19 protein-coding genes, 1 tRNA gene and 1 pseudogene are annotated in these 17,196 nt (G+C 67.5%); 8 read left to right on the top strand and 13 right to left on the bottom strand.

The features are described 5' to 3' along the window. Positions 1-127: 127 nt before the first annotated feature. Together ACFY2X_RS35040 and ACFY2X_RS35045 are read right to left on the bottom strand one after the other, a co-directional pair. Positions 128-550, bottom strand: a complete 423-nt coding sequence (locus ACFY2X_RS35040) for a YjdF family protein (RefSeq protein ID WP_389947121.1) — start codon at positions 548-550, stop codon at positions 128-130. An 875-nt stretch (positions 551-1,425) separates the two neighbouring features. Then, positions 1,426-1,797 carry a winged helix-turn-helix transcriptional regulator gene (locus ACFY2X_RS35045; RefSeq protein ID WP_389947123.1) on the bottom strand — a complete coding sequence of 124 codons (372 nt, stop codon included), beginning with the start codon at positions 1,795-1,797 and terminating at the stop codon, positions 1,426-1,428. Positions 1,798-1,906: 109 nt separating this feature from the next. Here ACFY2X_RS35045 and ACFY2X_RS35050 point away from each other — a divergent pair, with 109 nt between their 5' ends. Then, positions 1,907-2,533 (top strand): NAD(P)-dependent oxidoreductase, encoded by a 627-nt coding sequence (locus tag ACFY2X_RS35050; protein ID WP_389947124.1) that lies wholly within the window; start codon positions 1,907-1,909, stop codon positions 2,531-2,533. Between the two features lie 71 nt (positions 2,534-2,604). Next, a pseudogene (locus ACFY2X_RS35055) lies at positions 2,605-2,706 on the top strand (IS481 family transposase); the annotation flags it as partial. Between the two features lie 43 nt (positions 2,707-2,749). Here the strand turns inward: ACFY2X_RS35055 and ACFY2X_RS35060 are convergent. After that, on the bottom strand, positions 2,750-3,139 hold the full coding sequence (locus ACFY2X_RS35060) for a response regulator transcription factor (protein ID WP_389947126.1): 390 nt from the start codon (positions 3,137-3,139) through the stop codon (positions 2,750-2,752). Between the two features lie 172 nt (positions 3,140-3,311). Here ACFY2X_RS35060 and ACFY2X_RS35065 point away from each other — a divergent pair, with 172 nt between their 5' ends. Beyond that, positions 3,312-4,400 (top strand): C40 family peptidase, encoded by a 1,089-nt coding sequence (locus ACFY2X_RS35065; RefSeq protein WP_389947128.1) that lies wholly within the window; start codon positions 3,312-3,314, stop codon positions 4,398-4,400. Positions 4,401-4,558: 158 nt separating this feature from the next. Beyond that, positions 4,559-4,630 (top strand) — tRNA-Arg (locus tag ACFY2X_RS35070). A 309-nt stretch (positions 4,631-4,939) separates the two neighbouring features. Here ACFY2X_RS35070 and ACFY2X_RS35075 read toward each other — a convergent pair. Together ACFY2X_RS35075 and ACFY2X_RS35080 are read right to left on the bottom strand one after the other, a co-directional pair. Beyond that, on the bottom strand, positions 4,940-5,983 hold the full coding sequence (locus ACFY2X_RS35075) for a tetratricopeptide repeat protein (RefSeq protein WP_389947130.1): 1,044 nt from the start codon (positions 5,981-5,983) through the stop codon (positions 4,940-4,942). 682 nt (positions 5,984-6,665) lie between these two features. Further along, positions 6,666-7,505 carry an NPP1 family protein gene (locus tag ACFY2X_RS35080; protein WP_389947132.1) on the bottom strand — a complete coding sequence of 280 codons (840 nt, stop codon included), beginning with the start codon at positions 7,503-7,505 and terminating at the stop codon, positions 6,666-6,668. 310 nt (positions 7,506-7,815) lie between these two features. On the opposite strand from ACFY2X_RS35080, the gene ACFY2X_RS35085 reads away from it, so the two are divergent. The 3 genes from ACFY2X_RS35085 to ACFY2X_RS35095 all read left to right on the top strand — a co-directional run bounded on the left by ACFY2X_RS35085 (position 7,816) and on the right by ACFY2X_RS35095 (position 10,426). Next, the gene (locus ACFY2X_RS35085; protein WP_389947134.1) at positions 7,816-8,505 is read left to right on the top strand and encodes a hypothetical protein; all 690 of its coding nucleotides are present in this window, start codon (positions 7,816-7,818) and stop codon (positions 8,503-8,505) included. A 33-nt stretch (positions 8,506-8,538) separates the two neighbouring features. Further along, positions 8,539-8,706: a hypothetical protein gene (locus tag ACFY2X_RS35090; RefSeq protein WP_389947136.1), complete on the top strand. Its 168-nt coding sequence runs from the start codon at positions 8,539-8,541 to the stop codon at positions 8,704-8,706. A 484-nt stretch (positions 8,707-9,190) separates the two neighbouring features. Continuing rightward, on the top strand, positions 9,191-10,426 hold the full coding sequence (locus ACFY2X_RS35095) for a 5'-nucleotidase C-terminal domain-containing protein (protein WP_389947138.1): 1,236 nt from the start codon (positions 9,191-9,193) through the stop codon (positions 10,424-10,426). A gap of 56 nt (positions 10,427-10,482) precedes the next feature. Here the strand turns inward: ACFY2X_RS35095 and ACFY2X_RS35100 are convergent, their stop codons facing one another. From ACFY2X_RS35100 to ACFY2X_RS35125, 6 genes are all read right to left on the bottom strand, one after another. Beyond that, positions 10,483-11,361, bottom strand: a complete 879-nt coding sequence (locus tag ACFY2X_RS35100) for a DNA-3-methyladenine glycosylase family protein (protein ID WP_389947140.1) — start codon at positions 11,359-11,361, stop codon at positions 10,483-10,485. Between the two features lie 10 nt (positions 11,362-11,371). Beyond that, complete coding sequence (locus ACFY2X_RS35105; RefSeq protein ID WP_389947142.1) at positions 11,372-11,794, bottom strand: MarR family winged helix-turn-helix transcriptional regulator; 423 nt, start codon at positions 11,792-11,794, stop codon at positions 11,372-11,374. After that, complete coding sequence (locus ACFY2X_RS35110) at positions 11,794-12,228, bottom strand: SRPBCC family protein (RefSeq protein WP_389947143.1); 435 nt, start codon at positions 12,226-12,228, stop codon at positions 11,794-11,796. Before ACFY2X_RS35110 ends, ACFY2X_RS35105 begins: the two co-directional genes overlap by 1 nt. A 125-nt stretch (positions 12,229-12,353) precedes the next feature. Continuing rightward, a complete protein-coding gene (locus ACFY2X_RS35115) occupies positions 12,354-12,923 on the bottom strand; it encodes a GNAT family N-acetyltransferase (protein WP_389947145.1) in 570 nt (189 codons plus the stop codon). Next, a complete protein-coding gene (locus ACFY2X_RS35120) occupies positions 12,923-14,212 on the bottom strand; it encodes a carotenoid oxygenase family protein (RefSeq protein ID WP_389947147.1) in 1,290 nt (429 codons plus the stop codon). Before ACFY2X_RS35120 ends, ACFY2X_RS35115 begins: the two co-directional genes overlap by 1 nt. An 11-nt stretch (positions 14,213-14,223) precedes the next feature. After that, positions 14,224-14,787, bottom strand: a complete 564-nt coding sequence (locus tag ACFY2X_RS35125; RefSeq protein WP_389947149.1) for a hypothetical protein — start codon at positions 14,785-14,787, stop codon at positions 14,224-14,226. Positions 14,788-14,917: 130 nt separating this feature from the next. Here ACFY2X_RS35125 and ACFY2X_RS35130 point away from each other — a divergent pair, with 130 nt between their 5' ends. Beyond that, positions 14,918-15,862, top strand: a complete 945-nt coding sequence (locus ACFY2X_RS35130) for a LysR family transcriptional regulator (RefSeq protein WP_389947151.1) — start codon at positions 14,918-14,920, stop codon at positions 15,860-15,862. Between the two features lie 6 nt (positions 15,863-15,868). Here the strand turns inward: ACFY2X_RS35130 and ACFY2X_RS35135 are convergent, their stop codons facing one another. Further along, positions 15,869-16,360 (bottom strand): NUDIX domain-containing protein, encoded by a 492-nt coding sequence (locus ACFY2X_RS35135; protein ID WP_389947152.1) that lies wholly within the window; start codon positions 16,358-16,360, stop codon positions 15,869-15,871. 20 nt (positions 16,361-16,380) lie between these two features. After that, on the bottom strand, positions 16,381-17,073 hold the full coding sequence (locus tag ACFY2X_RS35140) for an HAD family hydrolase (protein WP_389947153.1): 693 nt from the start codon (positions 17,071-17,073) through the stop codon (positions 16,381-16,383). Positions 17,074-17,196: the final 123 nt, after the last annotated feature.

A 17,196-nucleotide genomic window follows, 5' to 3' on the forward strand; every position in this document is an offset into this window, starting at 1 on the left:
ATGGCCCTGGGGGCGATGATCATCCTCATGGGACGACGGCTCACGCGATCCGCCTCTCCCAAGTCGCCCTGACGATCAGTTTGTACACGGGCACTAAGGGGGAAGGCCTGGCCGGGTGGCATGGAGGTCACCTGTCGCGGCGGCGTTCGATGCGCTTTCTGCGGGCGACCTCACGCTTGTGCTCGGACAGAGCCTGCTTGCGCTTCCCCCGGTCGCTCACCGCCTCCTTCTTGTGGTTCTCCAACTCCATCCGCAGAGCCTCTTGGGAGGCCGTACTCCGCCTGGGCACCCGGGCCGCCGCGCGGGCGGCGAGCTTGGCCGCCCGCTTGGGGCTGACCTTCCGCTCCACACGGGTCTCCACGGGCAGGGGCGGGGCGGCGTCGGCGCGCTCCAGCAGGGCGACACCGTGCCGCATCAGGAACTCGTACAGCTCCGGGTTGGTCGGTTCCGCCCCGAGGACGAACCGTGTCGCGCGAAGCTCGCCGTCTTCGACGATCTCCAGGACGCCGACCCAGAAAGGGTCCTCGAAATACACGGACAGAGAAACCACAACGCCCTCCCAGGGGTATGCCGACCGGCGGCTTGGCGAAGCCGCTTTCCGGCACACCGGACATCCCTGGAGAGGGCGGATACGAGACCACTGACCCGCTGACGGGCCTGTGGGTGCCCGGGCTACCAACCGGGACTGCGATTTCGTGTGCGCCAGCAGAATACATCGAGCACGGCACCGAGTCCCTGGGCATTTCGCGGCGACGGTCTTGGGCCGGGCGGCCGATGATTGTCTTTCCCGTAGACGACCGCGAGGCTCGTAGATGAGCGCGAGGACGGGGCGGCGGGGCCGAGGGGCGAGGTGGGGGCGGCAGGGCCACCCGCAAGTGTGGCTCTGGGGGGGAAGCCGGGTGATTCGACCGCTCGAAAACCAATCTTGATCGTCAGTGGCGGCTGCGAGAACCTCGAACCATACGCCTGACCAGGACGATGTCATCAGCCGTGTCCTGACCGGCAACGGCAGCCACTACCGCTCCCGCCTGCGGGCCGAGACCTGCGCACAACCGGGCTCACGCATGAACGCATTCGGACGTACCGGCTCCGGGACCAGCGGCAAGGCCGAACGCTTCCGCCGCGCCCTGACCGATGAATCGGCCTACTCCCGTTCGCGCATCTCAGAAGCCGAACGCCGCGCCGCGTTCGACCTCTGGGCACCTGTACAACCCCCATTGCGGACACGGCGCGCTCAACGGCCACCCGCGTCACACCAACCCGTCGGGAACGGCTAGGACCTGCCCCGTGGATCGCGACCGAGGTCCTGCAACGTGCTCCTTACCTCGGCGGCGGGCTTTGGGACCAGTCTGGCAAGTATCGGCCGACGGCTCTGGCGTGTTGTCGACTCTGATCGGTGATGGCTGCGCGCGGTGAGTCGGCTGGTTATGGGGCTGTGTACTGCTCTCGTGCATCGAGTAGCTCGTCCCAGTGCTCCGCCGCCCACGCGCATGCGGCATCCAGCGGCTCCAGCATGCTGCGACCTAGCGGCGTCAGCGCGTACTCCACTCCCGGTTTCGGGTCAGCGTGCACCGTGCGTGAGACGAGCCCGTCTCGCTCCAGCTTGCGTAGCGACTGTGTGAGCACTTTCGGGGTGACGCGGTGCAGTGGCACGCGGAGCTCGGAGAATCGGCGCGGACCGCCTTCCAGGCAGCGAATGATCAAAGCCGCCCACTTGTCACCGAAGCGGAATGGCAACAGCGAGGACGGACACAGTTCGTCGAACATGTCAGAAGGCAGCGGCTGCCGGTGCGTCATGATCTCTCCTGCCGGTCGGCTGGGCCGGTAGCTGGTCTCGGTATCCGGGAGGTAACCGCCCTTGCGGATACCTTTCGGGAGCACCGAGTCAATGGGAGGTATTCCAACGATGGGCAGATTCGTGATTTTCGGGGCCGGTGGCCGGGCTGGCCGGCGGGCTGTCGCTGAAGCGCGTCGGCGCGGACATCAGGTCACCGCGGTGGTCCGCGACCCGTCCCGCTACGGCGGCTTGGCGGACGACGGCGTACGGATCACCGCCGGGGACGTCACCGATGTGGCGGACGTCGCCGCCCTCGCGGCTGGGCACGACGCCGCGATCAATGCGGCGGCGGCACTCGGCCCGGAGACCTTCTTCAGCAGCGCCGCGCATGCCCTCATCAAGGGCCTGCGGCAGGCCGGGGTGGACAGGCTTGTCACGGTTGGGCTCGCATCGCTACTGTCCGGCCCCGATGGGACCCGCCTGCTGGACATGCCCGATTTCCCCGCCGAGTTCCGGCCCTTCTGCCTGGCCCACGCCGCCGGCCTTGAAGCATTTCGTGTCGAAGGCGGCACGCTGGACTGGGTGTATGTCAGCCCAGTCGGCGACTTCGACCACGAGGGGGAGCGCACCGGCCATTACGAGATCCGCGAACACGGTGACGCCGCGGCCCGCATCTCCTATGCGGACTTCGCCCTCGTCCTGCTCGATGAGGCCGAGACCCCGCGGCACCACCGCAGCCACCTGGCCGTGACATGAGGACATCGCGACGCCCTCAGCTGCGATAAGGCGGGTTGCCATTTCGCCGGGTCGCGGAGCCAGATCCGAATCGAGGCGACGTCGATAAACTCCGCGAATGGGAGGATTGCTGCAACCACCATCGCCCCCACGGAGCCCTCGGCGGCCAAACTCCCTACGAACGCCTCAAGTAGAAGACCCAGATCCAGGCGTAACCAGGCTCCGGCAGATGCACACCTAGCCGCTGCGAGTGGCGAGGGCCAGGTCGCGGACGACCTGGATGAGCTCGGCGGGGTCGAACGGCTTGGTGAGGTAGGCGTCGACTCCGATGCCGAGGCCCCGCCGCTTGTCGTCCTCCTGAGCCCGCGCGGTGATCAGGACCACCTTGATGTGGCTGGTCTCCTCGTCGCCTCGCAGCCTGGTGGCGGTCATCCAGCCGTCCAGCCTGGGCATCATGACGTCCAGCGTGATCACGTCGGGCATCACGTCCAACACCCGGTCCAGGCAGTCTTGCCCGTCGAAGGCGGTCTCGACCTGGAATCCCTCCAAGGTCAAATTGACCGCGATGAGTTGCCGGATGACCTCGTCGTCATCCACCACCAACACTCTGCCCAGAACCTCGCCCACGGCCGTGAGGCTAACTCCTTCAGGCGGGTCACGCGCGGTTTTTCGATGGATGTGACGCACAGCTATCCACAGGGGGCAGGTTTTCCCCAGAATCCGGTTCGGCTCCGTGGGGATCACCTCGCCCCGCCCATCCTGAGGCCTCGATCGTTCGTCGAGCCCAGGGAGGGCATGCGTGATCACGACACTCATCACCGCCACCATCCTCGCGACGACATTCGCGGGGCTCTCTCAGGCATCTCCGTCCCGCTCCTGTCTGTCGGCCATAGATGACTGGATGAGATCGCTCTCCGAGGTCGAGATGCCGAGACACATCCGCAGACGCCTCGAAGGCGAGATCCGCGCCGCGCTCGCCGTCGTTTGCGCGGCCGAGCCGGTGCGTCATCCCGAGCCCGGGGCCCATGCCGACGCCGAAACCAGCCCCTCCGGCAACGGAGACGCCAACCCGTGGACCGCCCGTATCGGCGCCGAGCGCGGGTTTTCCGACGCAGGCGAAGCCGGGTCGTGGGTTGCCATGACCGACATCAAGACCACCCCGATCGGCATCAAGACTGCCCCTTCCGGCGCCGAGGGCACCCGGGCGACAGGTGACACCGCCTTCCACGGTGCCGATGACGGCCCTTTCCCTGACGCCGGTGATCTGTGGGCCGTGAGTGCCACCGAGGTGCCCGGTGCCGATGACGGCCGTTTCCCAGGTGCCGGTGACCTCCGAACGGCAGGCGCCGCCGATTCCTCCGGCCTCCCCTCTTCCTCCAGCTCCCCATTTCGGGTTCATCAGCCCGCCGTCATTCCATCCGCCAAGCCGGAGGCTCCCCCCGCCAAACCGGAGGCTCCCCGCTCCTCGTCTGTGCTCTCCCGGCAGCCGCGCCGACTGTCACCCGGGCAGACGGCGGTGGCGGCGGCGCTTCGCCAGATCGGCAGGCCGTACGTCTGGGGTGGCGGTTCGAGCACGGGCCCGACCGGCGGCGGTTTCGACTGCTCGGGGCTCACCCTGCACGCCTGGGCCAAGGCGGGAGCCAAACTCTCCCACTACACCGGCAGCCAGTTCAGGCAGGGCCGCCGGGTGCCGCTCTCCCAGCTCCGCCCCGGGGACCTGGTCTTCTTTGGAGGCGGCACCGCAGACCCAGCCCATGTCGGCATCTACGTGAAAGACGGTGTCATGGTGCATGCCCCCAAGACCGGAGACGTCGTCAAGACGACGAACTTCGCCCACTCCGCCTACTACCGCGCCCGCTACCGGGGCGCCGTCCGCCCGCTTCCCTAGACGTCTGGGGGGAGTTCCCTTTCTTCGGACACCTGCATGGGACACCTGCCGGGTGGGTTCCTTGGCGCCCGTCAGATGAGGCCGACCCCTGAGATCACCTGACTTCGCGCTCCGAGTGCCGGTTTCCCTCAAGATGCTGGTAATCTAATCACGCGTTGGCCCCCTTAGCTCAGGGGATAGAGCACCGGCCTCCGGAGCCGGGAGCGCAAGTTCGAATCTTGCAGGGGGCACACAACGAGACCAGCTCACACATCGTGTGAGCTGGTCTTTTTCTTCTCCGGCAGCTGAGCGGTTCTGCCGTCTTACACCGCCGTCCGATGCCTGGCGACGGGCTCTGCGGGCAGCGATCATGACACGAGGCCTCGGACCGGCAGGTAAAGCATGCGGTAAGAGCGTTAGCCGCACCGTATTCAAGATCGCGGGCGAAGATCCGGGTACCGTTTGGGGCAGCAGAGTGCTCATTCAACGATGAGCTCGAAAACGGTCCCGCTACCCGACTGCTGAGTGGCAATAAGCGGGCGTCTCAGCACCCCAGTGCGTCATCCGCCGTCTTCCGCGCCTTGCCCGGCCACCCCCGTCCATCGGACGAGCTCGGCTCGGGTCTTCAGCGTGTGCGGGTGCTCGGGGCCAAGGACCCGCTCACGTACTGGCAACAGGGCGGCCAGTTGGTCGCGGGCGCCGGTCGGGTCCCCGGCCTCCCCTGTCCAGTGGGCGAGGTAGTGCCGAGTGTCCAGCGTGTCGGGGTGCTCGGCGCCTGGCATCCGCTCGAACATCGGCAGCAGGGCGGCCAGCCGGTCACGCGCCCCGGCCGCGTCTCCCGCCTTCCCCGTCATGCGGGCGAGGCTCTCGCGCAGGGCTAGCGTGTCGGGGTGCTCCGCGCCCAGCGCCCGCTTGTGTATCGGAAGCAGGGCGGCCAGCTGGTCGCGGGCGACGGCCGCGTCCCCGGCATCCGCCGTCAGGTAGGCGAGCTCGGCTCGAAAGATCAGCGTGTGCGGGTGTTCAGGGCCCAGGACCCGCTCGACCACCGGAAGCAGGGCGGCCAGCTGGTCGCGGGCGACGGCCGCGTCCCCGGTCTGTCCCGTGCAGCAGGCGAGGTTGTGCTGGGCGGTCAGTGTGTCGGGATGTTCGGTGCCCAGAACCCGCTCGAGTACCGCCACCAGGGCCGCGTACTGGTCGCGGGCGGCGACCAGGTCTCCGGCCTCTACCATCCAGTAGGCGAGGTTGTTCCAGGTGGTCAGTGTGTCCGGGTGCTCGGTGCCCAGGACTCGCTCGAGTACCGGCAGCAGGGCTGCGAACTCGTCGCGGGCGGCGGCCGGGTCCCCGGCCGTTCCCCTCTGAGCGGCGAGCTCGGCTCGGGCGATCAGTGTGTCCGGGTGCTCGGGGCCCAGGACCCGCTTGCGCGTCGGCCGCAGAGTGGCGGCACTGATCGCCAGACCGGTCAGACCGATCACCAAACCGGCCAGGCTGGCGCTCTTGCTCCGTACATCCAGTGCCTCGGGCGTGACTGCGGACAGATCAGCGATGAACCCGCCCAACCCCGCACCGATCAGCAGGAACGAGACGACCGCGGTGGTGACACCCACGGCGCGACGCGCACGCAAGGAGCCTGACGAGGAATCGACCGGGAGCGGCTGCGGATCAGGGGGAGTCGGCACGCCTCCCAGCGTGCCGTCCACAAAGACCGGTATATCCATATGTGGCTTACCTGTTACCGATCATCCCCCGGCGCGAAGGCCGGGGCCGTGACCCGCCGGCGTGTTGTTTGCTCGAATTGCCGGGTGTGTTCAACACCGTGCTCGTCGGTGCGGGCAGTCACGGAACTGCCGTGCTCTTGATGCTGGCGGTCGCCCGCCTCCTGGAAGGCACACCCCCTGACGGAGGAGTCCGGCTCTTCGCCGGTGTGCCTCAGGACCTTTCGATACGCCGGTGCGGCAGTGCCATGAGCTTGGGTGGGGCCAGGACCGGCTTCGCCACGGGCTCATTCCTCAACTCGTGCATATGCGTGGTGTCGAGCCTGATGACGTCCTGGCTCCGATTGCCTCGGCCCTTGATCGGCCCGAGGCAATCGGGCTCGCACCGCGCCAGGCGTGCTTTCGGGCTGCTGCACCGCGTTTCCCGGCTCCTGGTCGCCGGATGCTGCCGGTGGCCTCACGAAGGCATGGACCTCCGCTTCGGGAGGTCGAGCTGAGCGGAGTCGAGCTGAGCGGAGTCGAGCTGAGCGGAGGGGAGAGGCGGGTAACCCCCTGATCAGGCCTTGAGGGGTCGTCAGGCGTAGGGGTCGAAGGGAATTCCCGCAGGCTTGGCGGCCGCGAGCTGGCCCTTCATGGTCTCGGTTCCGAGCTTGATCGAGGCGTGGCCGAAATTGGTGTGATAAATGAATTGGTTTCGGAAATCGGTGCTGGGGTAGCCGTTCCAGCCGACCAGACGCGGGTAGAACCAGCCACCGGTGTGATTCTCCACCGCCTCGTCATTACTGTTGGCGAGGCGGAAGCAGTGTGTCGAAGCGCCGTCTTTGTGGTAGACGATTTTCGGGTGGGTGCCGCTCGGATCGAAGCGTACGCTCGAACGGTTGTAGGTTTCCCACCAGTTGTGTCGCGAGTGTGAGACGTACTGGACCTGGTTGTTCTGCACCCACACGATGACGTGCTCGAAGTCATGACGGTGGCCGCAGCCCGGCTCGATGCCGCAGCCGTCCGCCGTCTGGTCCTTTTCGAAGTAGCTGGCGTACATGATCGCGCACCAGCCGTTGTTGCACTTCGCGCGCGCATAGGTGTTGGACTCCTGTAACTGCGCGAGGTCGCGACAATGGCCGTTCACGGCACCGCCCAGGTGCAGCCCAGGGTTGACGTAACCCCCTGAGGTGATGGCCGCCGTGGCGTAGCAGCCGTCCCGGTCGTAGTCGTACGCCGGGGAGAACGACTGCTCCAGGCCGTCGGCGTTCTGCGGCATTTTCTGAATGACGTCGGCTTGGGCGGGATTCGACATGGTCAGGGCGAGCACGAGGGCGCCGAGGACGCTCGCGAGCGCGATGCCCAGCCGTTTTTTGCGCCGCCGAGATCTGGGGGCTGATCTCTTGTTTTGGTCGACCATTTGAGAGCCGGTCATTGAGGTCCTTTTCGTTTCGACGTTCCGGGGGCACGTTTCCCCTCCAGAGATTGGCATGCGTAAGAGCGATCAACAATAGATCGCCGAGGGTCGGTCATGGATCGCGACGCCGTCCGGAATTTCACTCGATCCGCCATTTCGGAAGAACTCCTGGTCCATATCGGCACTAACAGGCGTGCCGGAATTTCGCTGTCCTCGATGCTCTTCAAACTGCAAGAGATTAATGGTGTGACCCGAAATGTAAGGCGCGGAGATGAGTTTCTGTCGCCATAGAGTCGAGCAGCGCCAGCCCTCGGGCCGGCCCGTACGCTTGGGCCACCGCGACCACCCGGCTCAGCCGCACCGGCGCGGCGAAGTCACCCAGTTCGGCCAGCCGGTCACGGGCCTGGAAGCGATCGGAAACCTGCACCTGTTCGGAGAGCCGGTCGGCGCGGACGCGGTATCGCGGTTCTACGACCCGGCCGGTAACACCTTCGACTACGTCTACGAGCTGACCGGCGACAAGCCGACCATCTGGGGCGGCGCGAAGGGCAGCCCGGCGTACGGGGTACTACGAGGGCAGCCCGGCGTACTACGAGGGCAGGTTCAGCGCCGACGACACCACGATCACCGGCGAGTGGGTCTACCCCGGCGAGGGCGGATGCGCATCGACCACGACCCGGATCTGACATCGGCTCACAACGCTGATCTGAACGGCTGGGAAGCGGTGAGCCTCTCTGAGCAAGGAGGTCGCCGCTCCCTGGTCGAACTGCTCCCTGGTCGATTCGGCTTGATGCTCCGGACTCGCGGCCGTCGACGGATCCACGGCCAGAACGAGGGCGGGCCAAGTAAGCCGGCAAGGGCTGACTTGAATGCGAGCTTGGCCGGCTTGCCTGAGGGCGCGACGCTCACATACCACTCCTCCGACCGTGAGCCCGAGGAGAGGTTCCATGAGATGTTCAGCACGTTGCCCGAAACGCTGAAGGTGCCGGCCCGCTCCTCGGTGGGCAGGTGGGTGTAGGCGTGGGTGGTCTCCACTCGGCACGGCAGTACCTTGGCGGAAGGGATCTTCTTCTCCGAACAGTTGGCGCCGCTCGCCGTCGCCCCGGTCTTCGTGCGCGGGATCTCCCCACGGTACGTCTGTTCCCAGACCCGGTTGCGGGAGCTGACGGTGCCGTCGGCGGAGAACGTGTACCAGGACAGGCAAGACCAGTTCTGGTAGACCCTTTTTGCATTTCCAGAGATGTCCTTAACTCACGCTCCGTGGTATCGGCCAATTGGCCGTGATGGTCAAGGCGAAGCGCGAACGGATGTGTCGCCGCCCCGCCCTGCTGGGCGACTTCGTTACGCAGCCCGGTTTCGTCCTCTAAATGATGTGATTTCCGTATTTCGATTTCGGTATCACTTCCACCCTGTGGCTTCGGCATAAATGTCGGTCGGCTCCGTTACCTTGCGCCTTCGGCAGATCGAACCGAGCCGTTAGTTCTCGGTTGCCGAGATCTGCCAGGTTCCATGATCGAAGATCGCAAGAGAGGAATCCTGTGAGGTTGTTGACTAGGGTCGGGCCCCGAATCGGGGGGCTGGTGGCCGTTGCCGCCCTGGCGTTAGGTGCCTTTGCCCCGGGAGCACAGGCCACCCCGAATCCGGCTGTTTTTGGTACGGTTTCTGCTTCGCCAAAGGCTCATACCGGTGCCTGTCCGGCGGCCGTGACGTTGTCCACCACGGTGAAGGTCAAGGCGCCGGTGGCGCTGAAGTACGCGTGGGTCTTCAGTGACGGAGACAAGAGCAGCACCAGGACCTACAAGGTCGGTGGCAAGGGCCTCAAGACCGTCCGGCTGTCCACGTCGATCAAGGTCGCCGGCGATGCTCGTGGCTGGGGCGCGGTTCGCCTGGTCAGCCCGGTGAGGAAGACCTCCGGGAAGGCCTCGTTCGCCGTCACCTGCACCGGTGGCGGGGAGAGCGGGGGTGACGTGTGGAACAGCGTGGCCACCTCCGCCGAGGGGGCCGACAAGCCGGAAGGCTCGGCCACACCGCCTCCTACCGGGCAGAACGATGACAAACCGGCTCAGAACCTGGTGCGGAAGGCCACCCTCGCCTTCGAACGGACCACCGCGGTGAAATGCCCGGTGACCTTCAAGATCCACGGCTACTTCGAGGGGCTTCCCGCCGGCGCGCAGACCATTCAGTATCGCCTCGTCGGCACCCAGGAGTGGAAGACCGTCAGCGTGCCGGCCGACCACGGCGCCGTCTTCACCGCCGTGCTGGAGACGCTCAACTGGGACTGGGAGACGGACAAGACCTCGGTGCGGATCGAGATCAGGCAGCCGGACGGCCTCATGTCCAACACCCTCTACTACTTCAAGTGCGGTCCGCCGAGCGACGAGGAGAGGAAGGAGGCGTACGGCGCCATCGCCGAGAAGATCACGCTGACCGCCAGCGGCGGTCCGCTCGTCGAACTGGTCGCCGATGCCTACCTGGAGGCGGTCCAGGCCGTCTCCGGCGCACAGGTCGCCCTCGTCAGCAGGTACGGGTTCCGCACCGACCTGGACGCGGGTCCGGTCACCTACGAGAAACTGTGGGGCACCCAGCCCGACGGGCTCGCCGTCGATGTGAACGCGATGACCGGCGCACAGCTCAAGAAGCTGCTGGCGTACCCGAACCCCTCGGGCTGGGTGCTGACCCCCTCGGCCTCGCTTCGCTACACGTTGAAGGGTGGAGTGGTCACCGAGCTCACGCTGAACGGCGCTCCGGTGACCGACACCCAGGTGATCAAGATCGCGGCCAACTACATACTGATGGGCGGCTGGCAGGGCTTCCCAAGGTGGGAGGGAAGCACCAGCGTCTACCACGGCGGGCCGGACGACACGGGAGCGCTGGCGTCATACATCGCCAACCACTCGCCGGTCCACGCGCCGAAGGGCGACCGCGTCACTCTTCGATAAGTCATATCGGCAGGTCTGCCGAATCCCTCCGCACGGCTTAGTCCATTGGCATGGGACTAAGCCGTGCGGAGGTAGTGCGCCCAGTAGCCCTGCCACCTGCCGTAGCGGCCGGCGAGCGAGCGCACCTGGGGCTCGGACAGCGCTCGCCGGTAGACGCGTCCCGCCGAGGCCAGCAGCGGCTTGTCGATCGATGCCTCCTCGACCCTGCCGAGGCCGCGGATGAGGATGAAGGAGGCCGACCACGGTCCGATGCCGGGCAGGCGCAGGAGGAACTCCTCGACCTGTTCCCGCGGCCCGGCCCGGAGGAATCCCTCATCGACCTCGGCCCAGATCCGCAGGGCGGCGTGCAGGCGCTGAGCCTTGAGCGTGTTGCCCACGAGCTCGCCCAGGCGGTCGGCCGACAGCCCGAGGAGCTGATCGAGGTCGGGGAAGGCGGTGTGCTGGACCCCGTCGACGTCGAGCCGGTTGCCGAAGACCTCGGCGAGCGACTCCTTGGCCTTCGCCGCGACCGGCATGGGGACGCGCTGGCAGAGGATCGCCCAGACCAGGTTCTCCAGCGGGGATGGGAACTTGACCTGGTGATAGCCGTACAGCCGGTCGATGACCAGGGAGAACTCGGGGTCGTCGCGGCCGATGGCGTAGAAGTCGGTGAGGTCGTCATCGAGGCTCAGGTAGAAGCGGAGCCGGTCGGCCGCCGCGGCGACCGCCTCCTCGGGCAGAGGAGAGGCCGAGTGCAGCTCGCATCGGAGCCCCGGCGTCTCGTCCAGCGCGCTGAGCCGGGCCACCACGGTATGCCCGCCGGCTCGCAGTGCTTTGGTGAGAACGTGATCCGTAGCCTCCTGCTCGCCCGCGGTGGCGGGGAAGCGGCGCAGGAAGCGCAGGGAGGCGGTGAAGTCGAACGGTGTCTTCGCGGGCAGGTCGAGCCCAGTGATCATTGTCCGCCTCTCAGAGAGCGAGTGATCGGAGTGTGCTGATGAGGGCGGCGTGGTCGGGGACGGCCCGGAAGAACTCGGCGTCCGCCCGCTCGACCTCGGGAACCGCGATCCGGACGAGTTCGAGGCCGCGTTCGGTGAGGCGCAGCCGTTTGGCCCTGGTGTCGGCGGGGTCGACCTCGCGCTCGATGAGACCTTTCTCCTGAAGCTTGCGCAGCACCTGGGAGGCCATCTTCACGTCGACGTCGGCGTGTGTGGCCACGCTGAGCTGATTGGGCAGCTTGCCCTGGCTGTTGAGCCACCACGTGCTGGCGAGCAGGACGAACTGCACGTGGGTCAGGTCCAGCGGAGCCAGGACCGCGGCGATGCCACGCTGCCAGCGCAGCGTGGCACGCCACAGCAGGAACCCGGGGCTGTCGTCGGGTTCGAGCGACATCAGCTCTCCGCCAGCTTCACCAGGGCTTCCATGGCGTCGGGCAGGTCGGAGGTGATCGCGGGGCCGAGGTGCGGGCCGACCTGCTCGGCGGCCGGGCCGGTGATCTCGACGCGGTGGGTCACCCTGGTGCCGCCGTCGATCCGGAGGAGGGTGTGGATGAAGTGGAGCTTCACGTCGCCGAGGTCGGTCTCGTCGGCGAACAGCTCGTTCTCCTTGAGCTCGATGATGGTGAACCGCACGCCGTCCTGCCCCGTGGGGGTCATGGAGATCTCGGTGCCGACCTCGAACGGGCCGTGAAGCTCGATCTTCTCGATGCTGGTGTCCCAGGCGTCCCAGCCGTTCACATCGGCGTACAGCGCCCAGATCCGCTCGGGAGCGGCGGAGGTCTCAACGGTGTGCTCGTACTTCCACATGGTGTGGTTCCCCTTCGTCATTTAAACTGCGCGAAGATTATCTGCGCACAGACTATCTCTTCCGGGGACTCGACGCCACCTCTTGTCGGGAGCGGCGTGCGGCGGCCTCGCACGGCCTGGCAGGGACCCGGCAGGGAAAGCCAGGTTCAGGCCGGGGGGCGCCACATGGCCCAGCAGGTGGGGCCCTGGTACGGCAGGACGATCTCCTGGGTGACCGCGAAGCCGAACTTCTCGTAGAACGGGACGTTCGTCTCGTTGCTGCTCTCCAGATAGGCGGGCAGGCCGTGTTCGTCGCAGTGGGCCAGGCGGGATTTCAGCAGGGCACCACCGGCACCGCGCCCCCGGACGGCCGGGTCGGTGCCGATGTGGGCCAGGTACCAATGAGGCCGGCTGGGACGGGCCTTCTTGAACGCCTCGTCAAGCGCCTGGCCGTACGAGACGCGCTGGCCCATGGCGAAGATCAGACTGGGCAGGGAGCGGAGCTGCTGCCAAGGGGTCGGTGTGTGCCCGGGCGGGTCCCAGACGGCCGCGCCGATCACGCCGGTGTCGTCGACGGCGGCCTCGCTCACCGGGTGGATGTGGCGCGCGAGCGTGGCGAACATCTTCGCCGCGCCCCGCCCTTCCGGGAGCATCCAGCGGATCACCGGGTCATGGGCGAAGGCCAGGGCGAGGACCTCGCCGACCGCCCTGCCGTCGTGAGTGGAAGCGACGCGCATCAGTTGTCCTCGATCCAGGAGCCGTGGAAACCGGCGGGAACGCGGCGCGGCAGCCGTACGGAGGCGACCTCGGCCAGATCGGTGGCGTCCAGCACGAGCAGGCGCGAGCCGGAGCCGGAGCTGACGATGGACATCAGCCATCCGCCGTCTTCGGTGGCCGAGTCACCGGGGACGAAGACGGCCTCTCCCGTCCTGCCGCCCGTGGGCCGGGTGCGGCTCGCGCCGGTGCGGGCGTCGTATTTCACGACCGCGTCGTCGGTCACCGCGTAAAGGTAGTCACCGGCCAGGCCGGTGTGCCGGTCGTTGATCGTCGGGAACTCCACGGCGCGGTCGTCGAGCGGCTCCTCCTTGGCCACACCGGTGACCGGGTCGAGCACCCAGCGGTGCAGGGTCCCACCCGCGGCGTGAGCCCCCGGGGCGGCGGTGCCGCCGATGTGATTCCACAGGGAGGCGAAGACGCCGGGCGCGTAGCGGACCGCGTCGAGCACCACCCTGCCGGAGGCGTCCTCGTGGGCATTGCCGACGTGGAAGACGTAGCAGGGGTCGATGTCGAACCAGGTCACCTGCGCGGAGTCGCGCGGCATCACGCCGAGCCGGGCGCCGTAGGAGTCGTCCCATCGGTACGGCATGCCGCGCCCGACCAGGTCCAGGTCGAAGACGACGGGCAGGTCCAGCCACACGACGTGGTTCCGGGTGATCGCGAAGTCATGGATCATGGTCGGCCCCGGGACGTCCACGACGAGACTGCTCACCAGTTCGCCGTCCGCCGCGAGCCGGTGATAGGTCAGGTACGGCGGGGCGAAGCCGTACCCGAACAGGTGCAGCTCCCCGGTGACCGGGTCCTCCTTGGGATGGGCGGTCATGGCGGTGGTCAGCCGCCCGCCGAAGTCGCACGGCCCGATCGTGTCGAGCTGGGGGGTCATCTCGTACGGCAGGCCGTTCTCGACGAGCGCGAGGATCCGGTCGGCATGGCGGACGATGTGGGTGTTGGCGGGCACGGCGGTCAGGTCGACGCCCCCGTCGCCGACGTAGGGGGCGCCCTCGACGAGCTTGCGGGTGCGCACCCACCGGTTGCGGTACCACTCGGCGCGGCCATCGCGCAGCCTGATGCCGTGGATCATCCCGTTGCCGGTGAACCAGTGGCCCGGGTCCTGGCCGGGCAGCGGGTTGGGCCCGTTACGGAAGTAACGTCCGGTCAGCTCGGCCGGCAGGGTGCCGGTGACTTCCAGATCGATCGCGTCGATCTCGTCGGGCACGGGGGCCAGGTGACCTTCGAGGTAAGTGGGCATGCCGGTCTCCTTCAGGCCGCGGTGGCGTAGCGGGCGGCGACGGTCTGGGGGTAGCGGGCGGTGAAGGCGGCGGGCACCGCGACACCGGCGATCTTGATGGCGATGACGGCGAGCGTGGCGTGCGGGAACCCGTAGAGCAGGAACGACAGCGCGACGGCGGCAACGGTGAAGCTGACGGCCCACACCGAGGTGATGATGACGTTGATCCGGTGGAACACCGGGCTGTCCCACACCTCCCTGGGGGCCATCGTGCGGGCGATGCCGAGCGTGAACGGGCGCCCGATCAGCAGCGACCCTCCCGCGGTGAGTGCGAGCCAGGCGTTGACCAGGGCGGGGCCGTACCGCATCAAGGGCGTGCCGGGCAGCGCGAACGAGATCAACGTGATCACGGTGAAGAACACGGCGGCGCTGGAGGCGATCACCATCTCGTCCCACCCTTTTCCGGCCCTGCGGTCGACCACGAGCACACCGATGGCGATCACGAACCCCGTGATCGCTCCATAACGCCAGTTGTCGCTGGTCGCGATGATCGCGTAAACGATCCAGGGGAGGAATCCGAGTAGGTTGCGGACCATTGAGGGCTCTTTCTTCTTAAGTTCTTCTCAAAGGGTTGTTGCATCGCAATGTCAGCGCAGCCGAGCCCGCACGGTCCAACAGAGATCTGTCCGATTTGGACAACCGGTGGTTGTCGGCCAAGGTGAGCTCGTGAATCTTGACTTGGCCCAGGTCGAGGCGTTCGTCGCGGCGGCCGACCAGCTGCATTTCGGGCGGGCGGCCACCGGGCTGTTCCTCACCCAGCAGGCGCTGTCCAAGCGGATCGCCCGGCTGGAGCAGACGGTGGGGGAGCCGCTGTTCGTCCGCCGCAACACCGCGGTGGAGCTGACCGTCGCGGGGCGGGGTTTCCTGCCTCACGCGCGCCGGCTGCTCGATGTGGCAAGGGAGACCGAGCAGGCCGTCGCCGGGCTGCGGGTCAGGCCGCTGCGCGTGGACGTGTGGGGGCAGGCGCAGTCACCGCTGCGGATCCTGCGCGAGACGTTGGTCGCGTCGCCCAGCGGCCCGGCGGCGGTGAGGTTCGAGGTGAGCATGCGGCGCAGCCTGCCCGCCGCGCTCGACGCCCTGGTCCAGGGTGATATCGACGCGGCGTTCGGCAGGCCGTACGACCTGGACCGCGACTGGCCCGAAGGGCTGTCACGGCGGCCCTTCTATCTGGAGGCGGCGGCCGCCGCGATGACCGCCGCACATCCATACGCCGACAGGTCCTCGCTCACCCCCGATGACCTGCGCGCCACGGGCCTGTGGTGGCCGTTGGACGGCAGCCCGCCCGAGCTGCTCGGCTGGATCCGGCGCTACGCCGACGAGCACGCCATCCCGCTCGACGTGGAAGGGCCCAACCTCGGGCTCGACCACTCCCTGAGCGCGCTGCGCGGCCACCGTACGCGCATCGCCCTGCTCGGGGCGGACTGGCCGATCCCGCCCGAGAGCGGGATCAAGCTGGTCCCCGTGTGGCCGATCCCGCACTACCCGTGGTGGCTGATATGGCGCACGGACGACCGTCACCCGCTGCTCGACCGGCTCCTGGAGCTCCTCGACAGGCAGTGGACCGGCCAGCTTCCCGGCTGGATCCCGGAGATCGACCGAGCCGACCTGTGAGTCCCGCTATCCCCGCGTCGCCTGCCAGGTGCGGAAGAGAGTGAGGCTCTCGGTGAGCTGCGAGTGCAGCGGGTACGGCAACGCGTCCGGCGCGAACCAGCCCAGTTCGTCGAACTTGTGAGGTTCCCCGATCGCGACCGCGGCGGGATCCACCCTGACCGCGAAGAGCACCGCGACCCAGTGTGAGACCGGCTCCTCTCGCAGGACGTTGCGGACGCCGATCGTCTCGATCTCCAGAGCGGCGGCCGAGTATTCCTCGCGGACCTCGCGTGTGACGGCCGTCTCGAACGATTCGCCGTATTCGAGCGCTCCGGCGCCGCAGTCCCAGGTTCCGGGCTCGTCTCGTGCTCCGGCGCCGCGCCGGGCCAGCAGCACCCGGCCGTGGCCGTCATGGCAGATGAACACGCACGAGACGGCGGGAGTCTTCCGCGCCGGTTTGACGGCGGGCGCCGCCTCGGGTGAACGGTCAGGGTCGTGCGGAGACCGGGTGGCGCTCATGCCGGAGGACTTCCTTACCCTCAGAAGTGGTTCAGCAGTTCGGGGAACTCCCGTAGCCGCAGCACCCGCTCGTCGTGGGGGTCGAGCTCGCTCTGCTCAAGCACCCAGGTGTGGTCGTTCGGGATGAAGACGGCGTTCATGCCCGCCTGCCGGGCGGGGAGGATGTCGGACTTCGGAGAGTTGCCGATCATCCAGGTCGTCGCGGGCGTCAGCTCGTGCTCCGCGGTGAGCCACCGGTAAACATCCGCGTCCTTCTCCCGGACGATGTGGATGTCGCGGAAGTGGTGCGCGAGCCCCGAGGCGTCGAGCTTGCGCCGCTGCTCTTCCAGATCGCCCTTGGTGAGCAGGAGCAGGTGGTGCCGGTCGCCCAGACTGGCGAGCGTCTCGGCGACGCCGGGGACCAGCTCCACGCGGCTCTCGATCAGGGCGATCGCGAGTTCGTCGATGTGGCGGAGCTCCTCCGGGGTCGCGGGCCGCTCACGCAGCCGTTGGAGGCACTCGCCAAGACTGCGCAGGAAGATCTTGCTGCCGTATCCGTGGACGACCGCGTTCGCCGCCTCGATGTCGTTGAGGATGGCGCGGATCTCCGTCTTGTCGAGCGTCGGATGCTCCAGCCAGTGCAGGAAGTCGTCGATGACCCGCTCGAAGAGAATGTTGTTCTCCCAGAGTGTGTCGTCGGCGTCGAAGATGAGCACCTGCCCTGTGACTTTCAAACCGGCACCTCTGAGAACGCGCTGTCGACGGTCTCCGCGGGGCGTCGCCGTACGGCCCTGCCTGGGCGATCGTGTGGGTCGACTTCGGGGAGGACTGTCAGGTCCACGCCTCTCCTGTTCTCC

The organism is Streptosporangium sp. NPDC000396 (assembly GCF_042898655.1).
In the GTDB taxonomy this organism is placed as follows: Bacteria; Actinomycetota; Actinomycetes; order Streptosporangiales; family Streptosporangiaceae; genus Streptosporangium.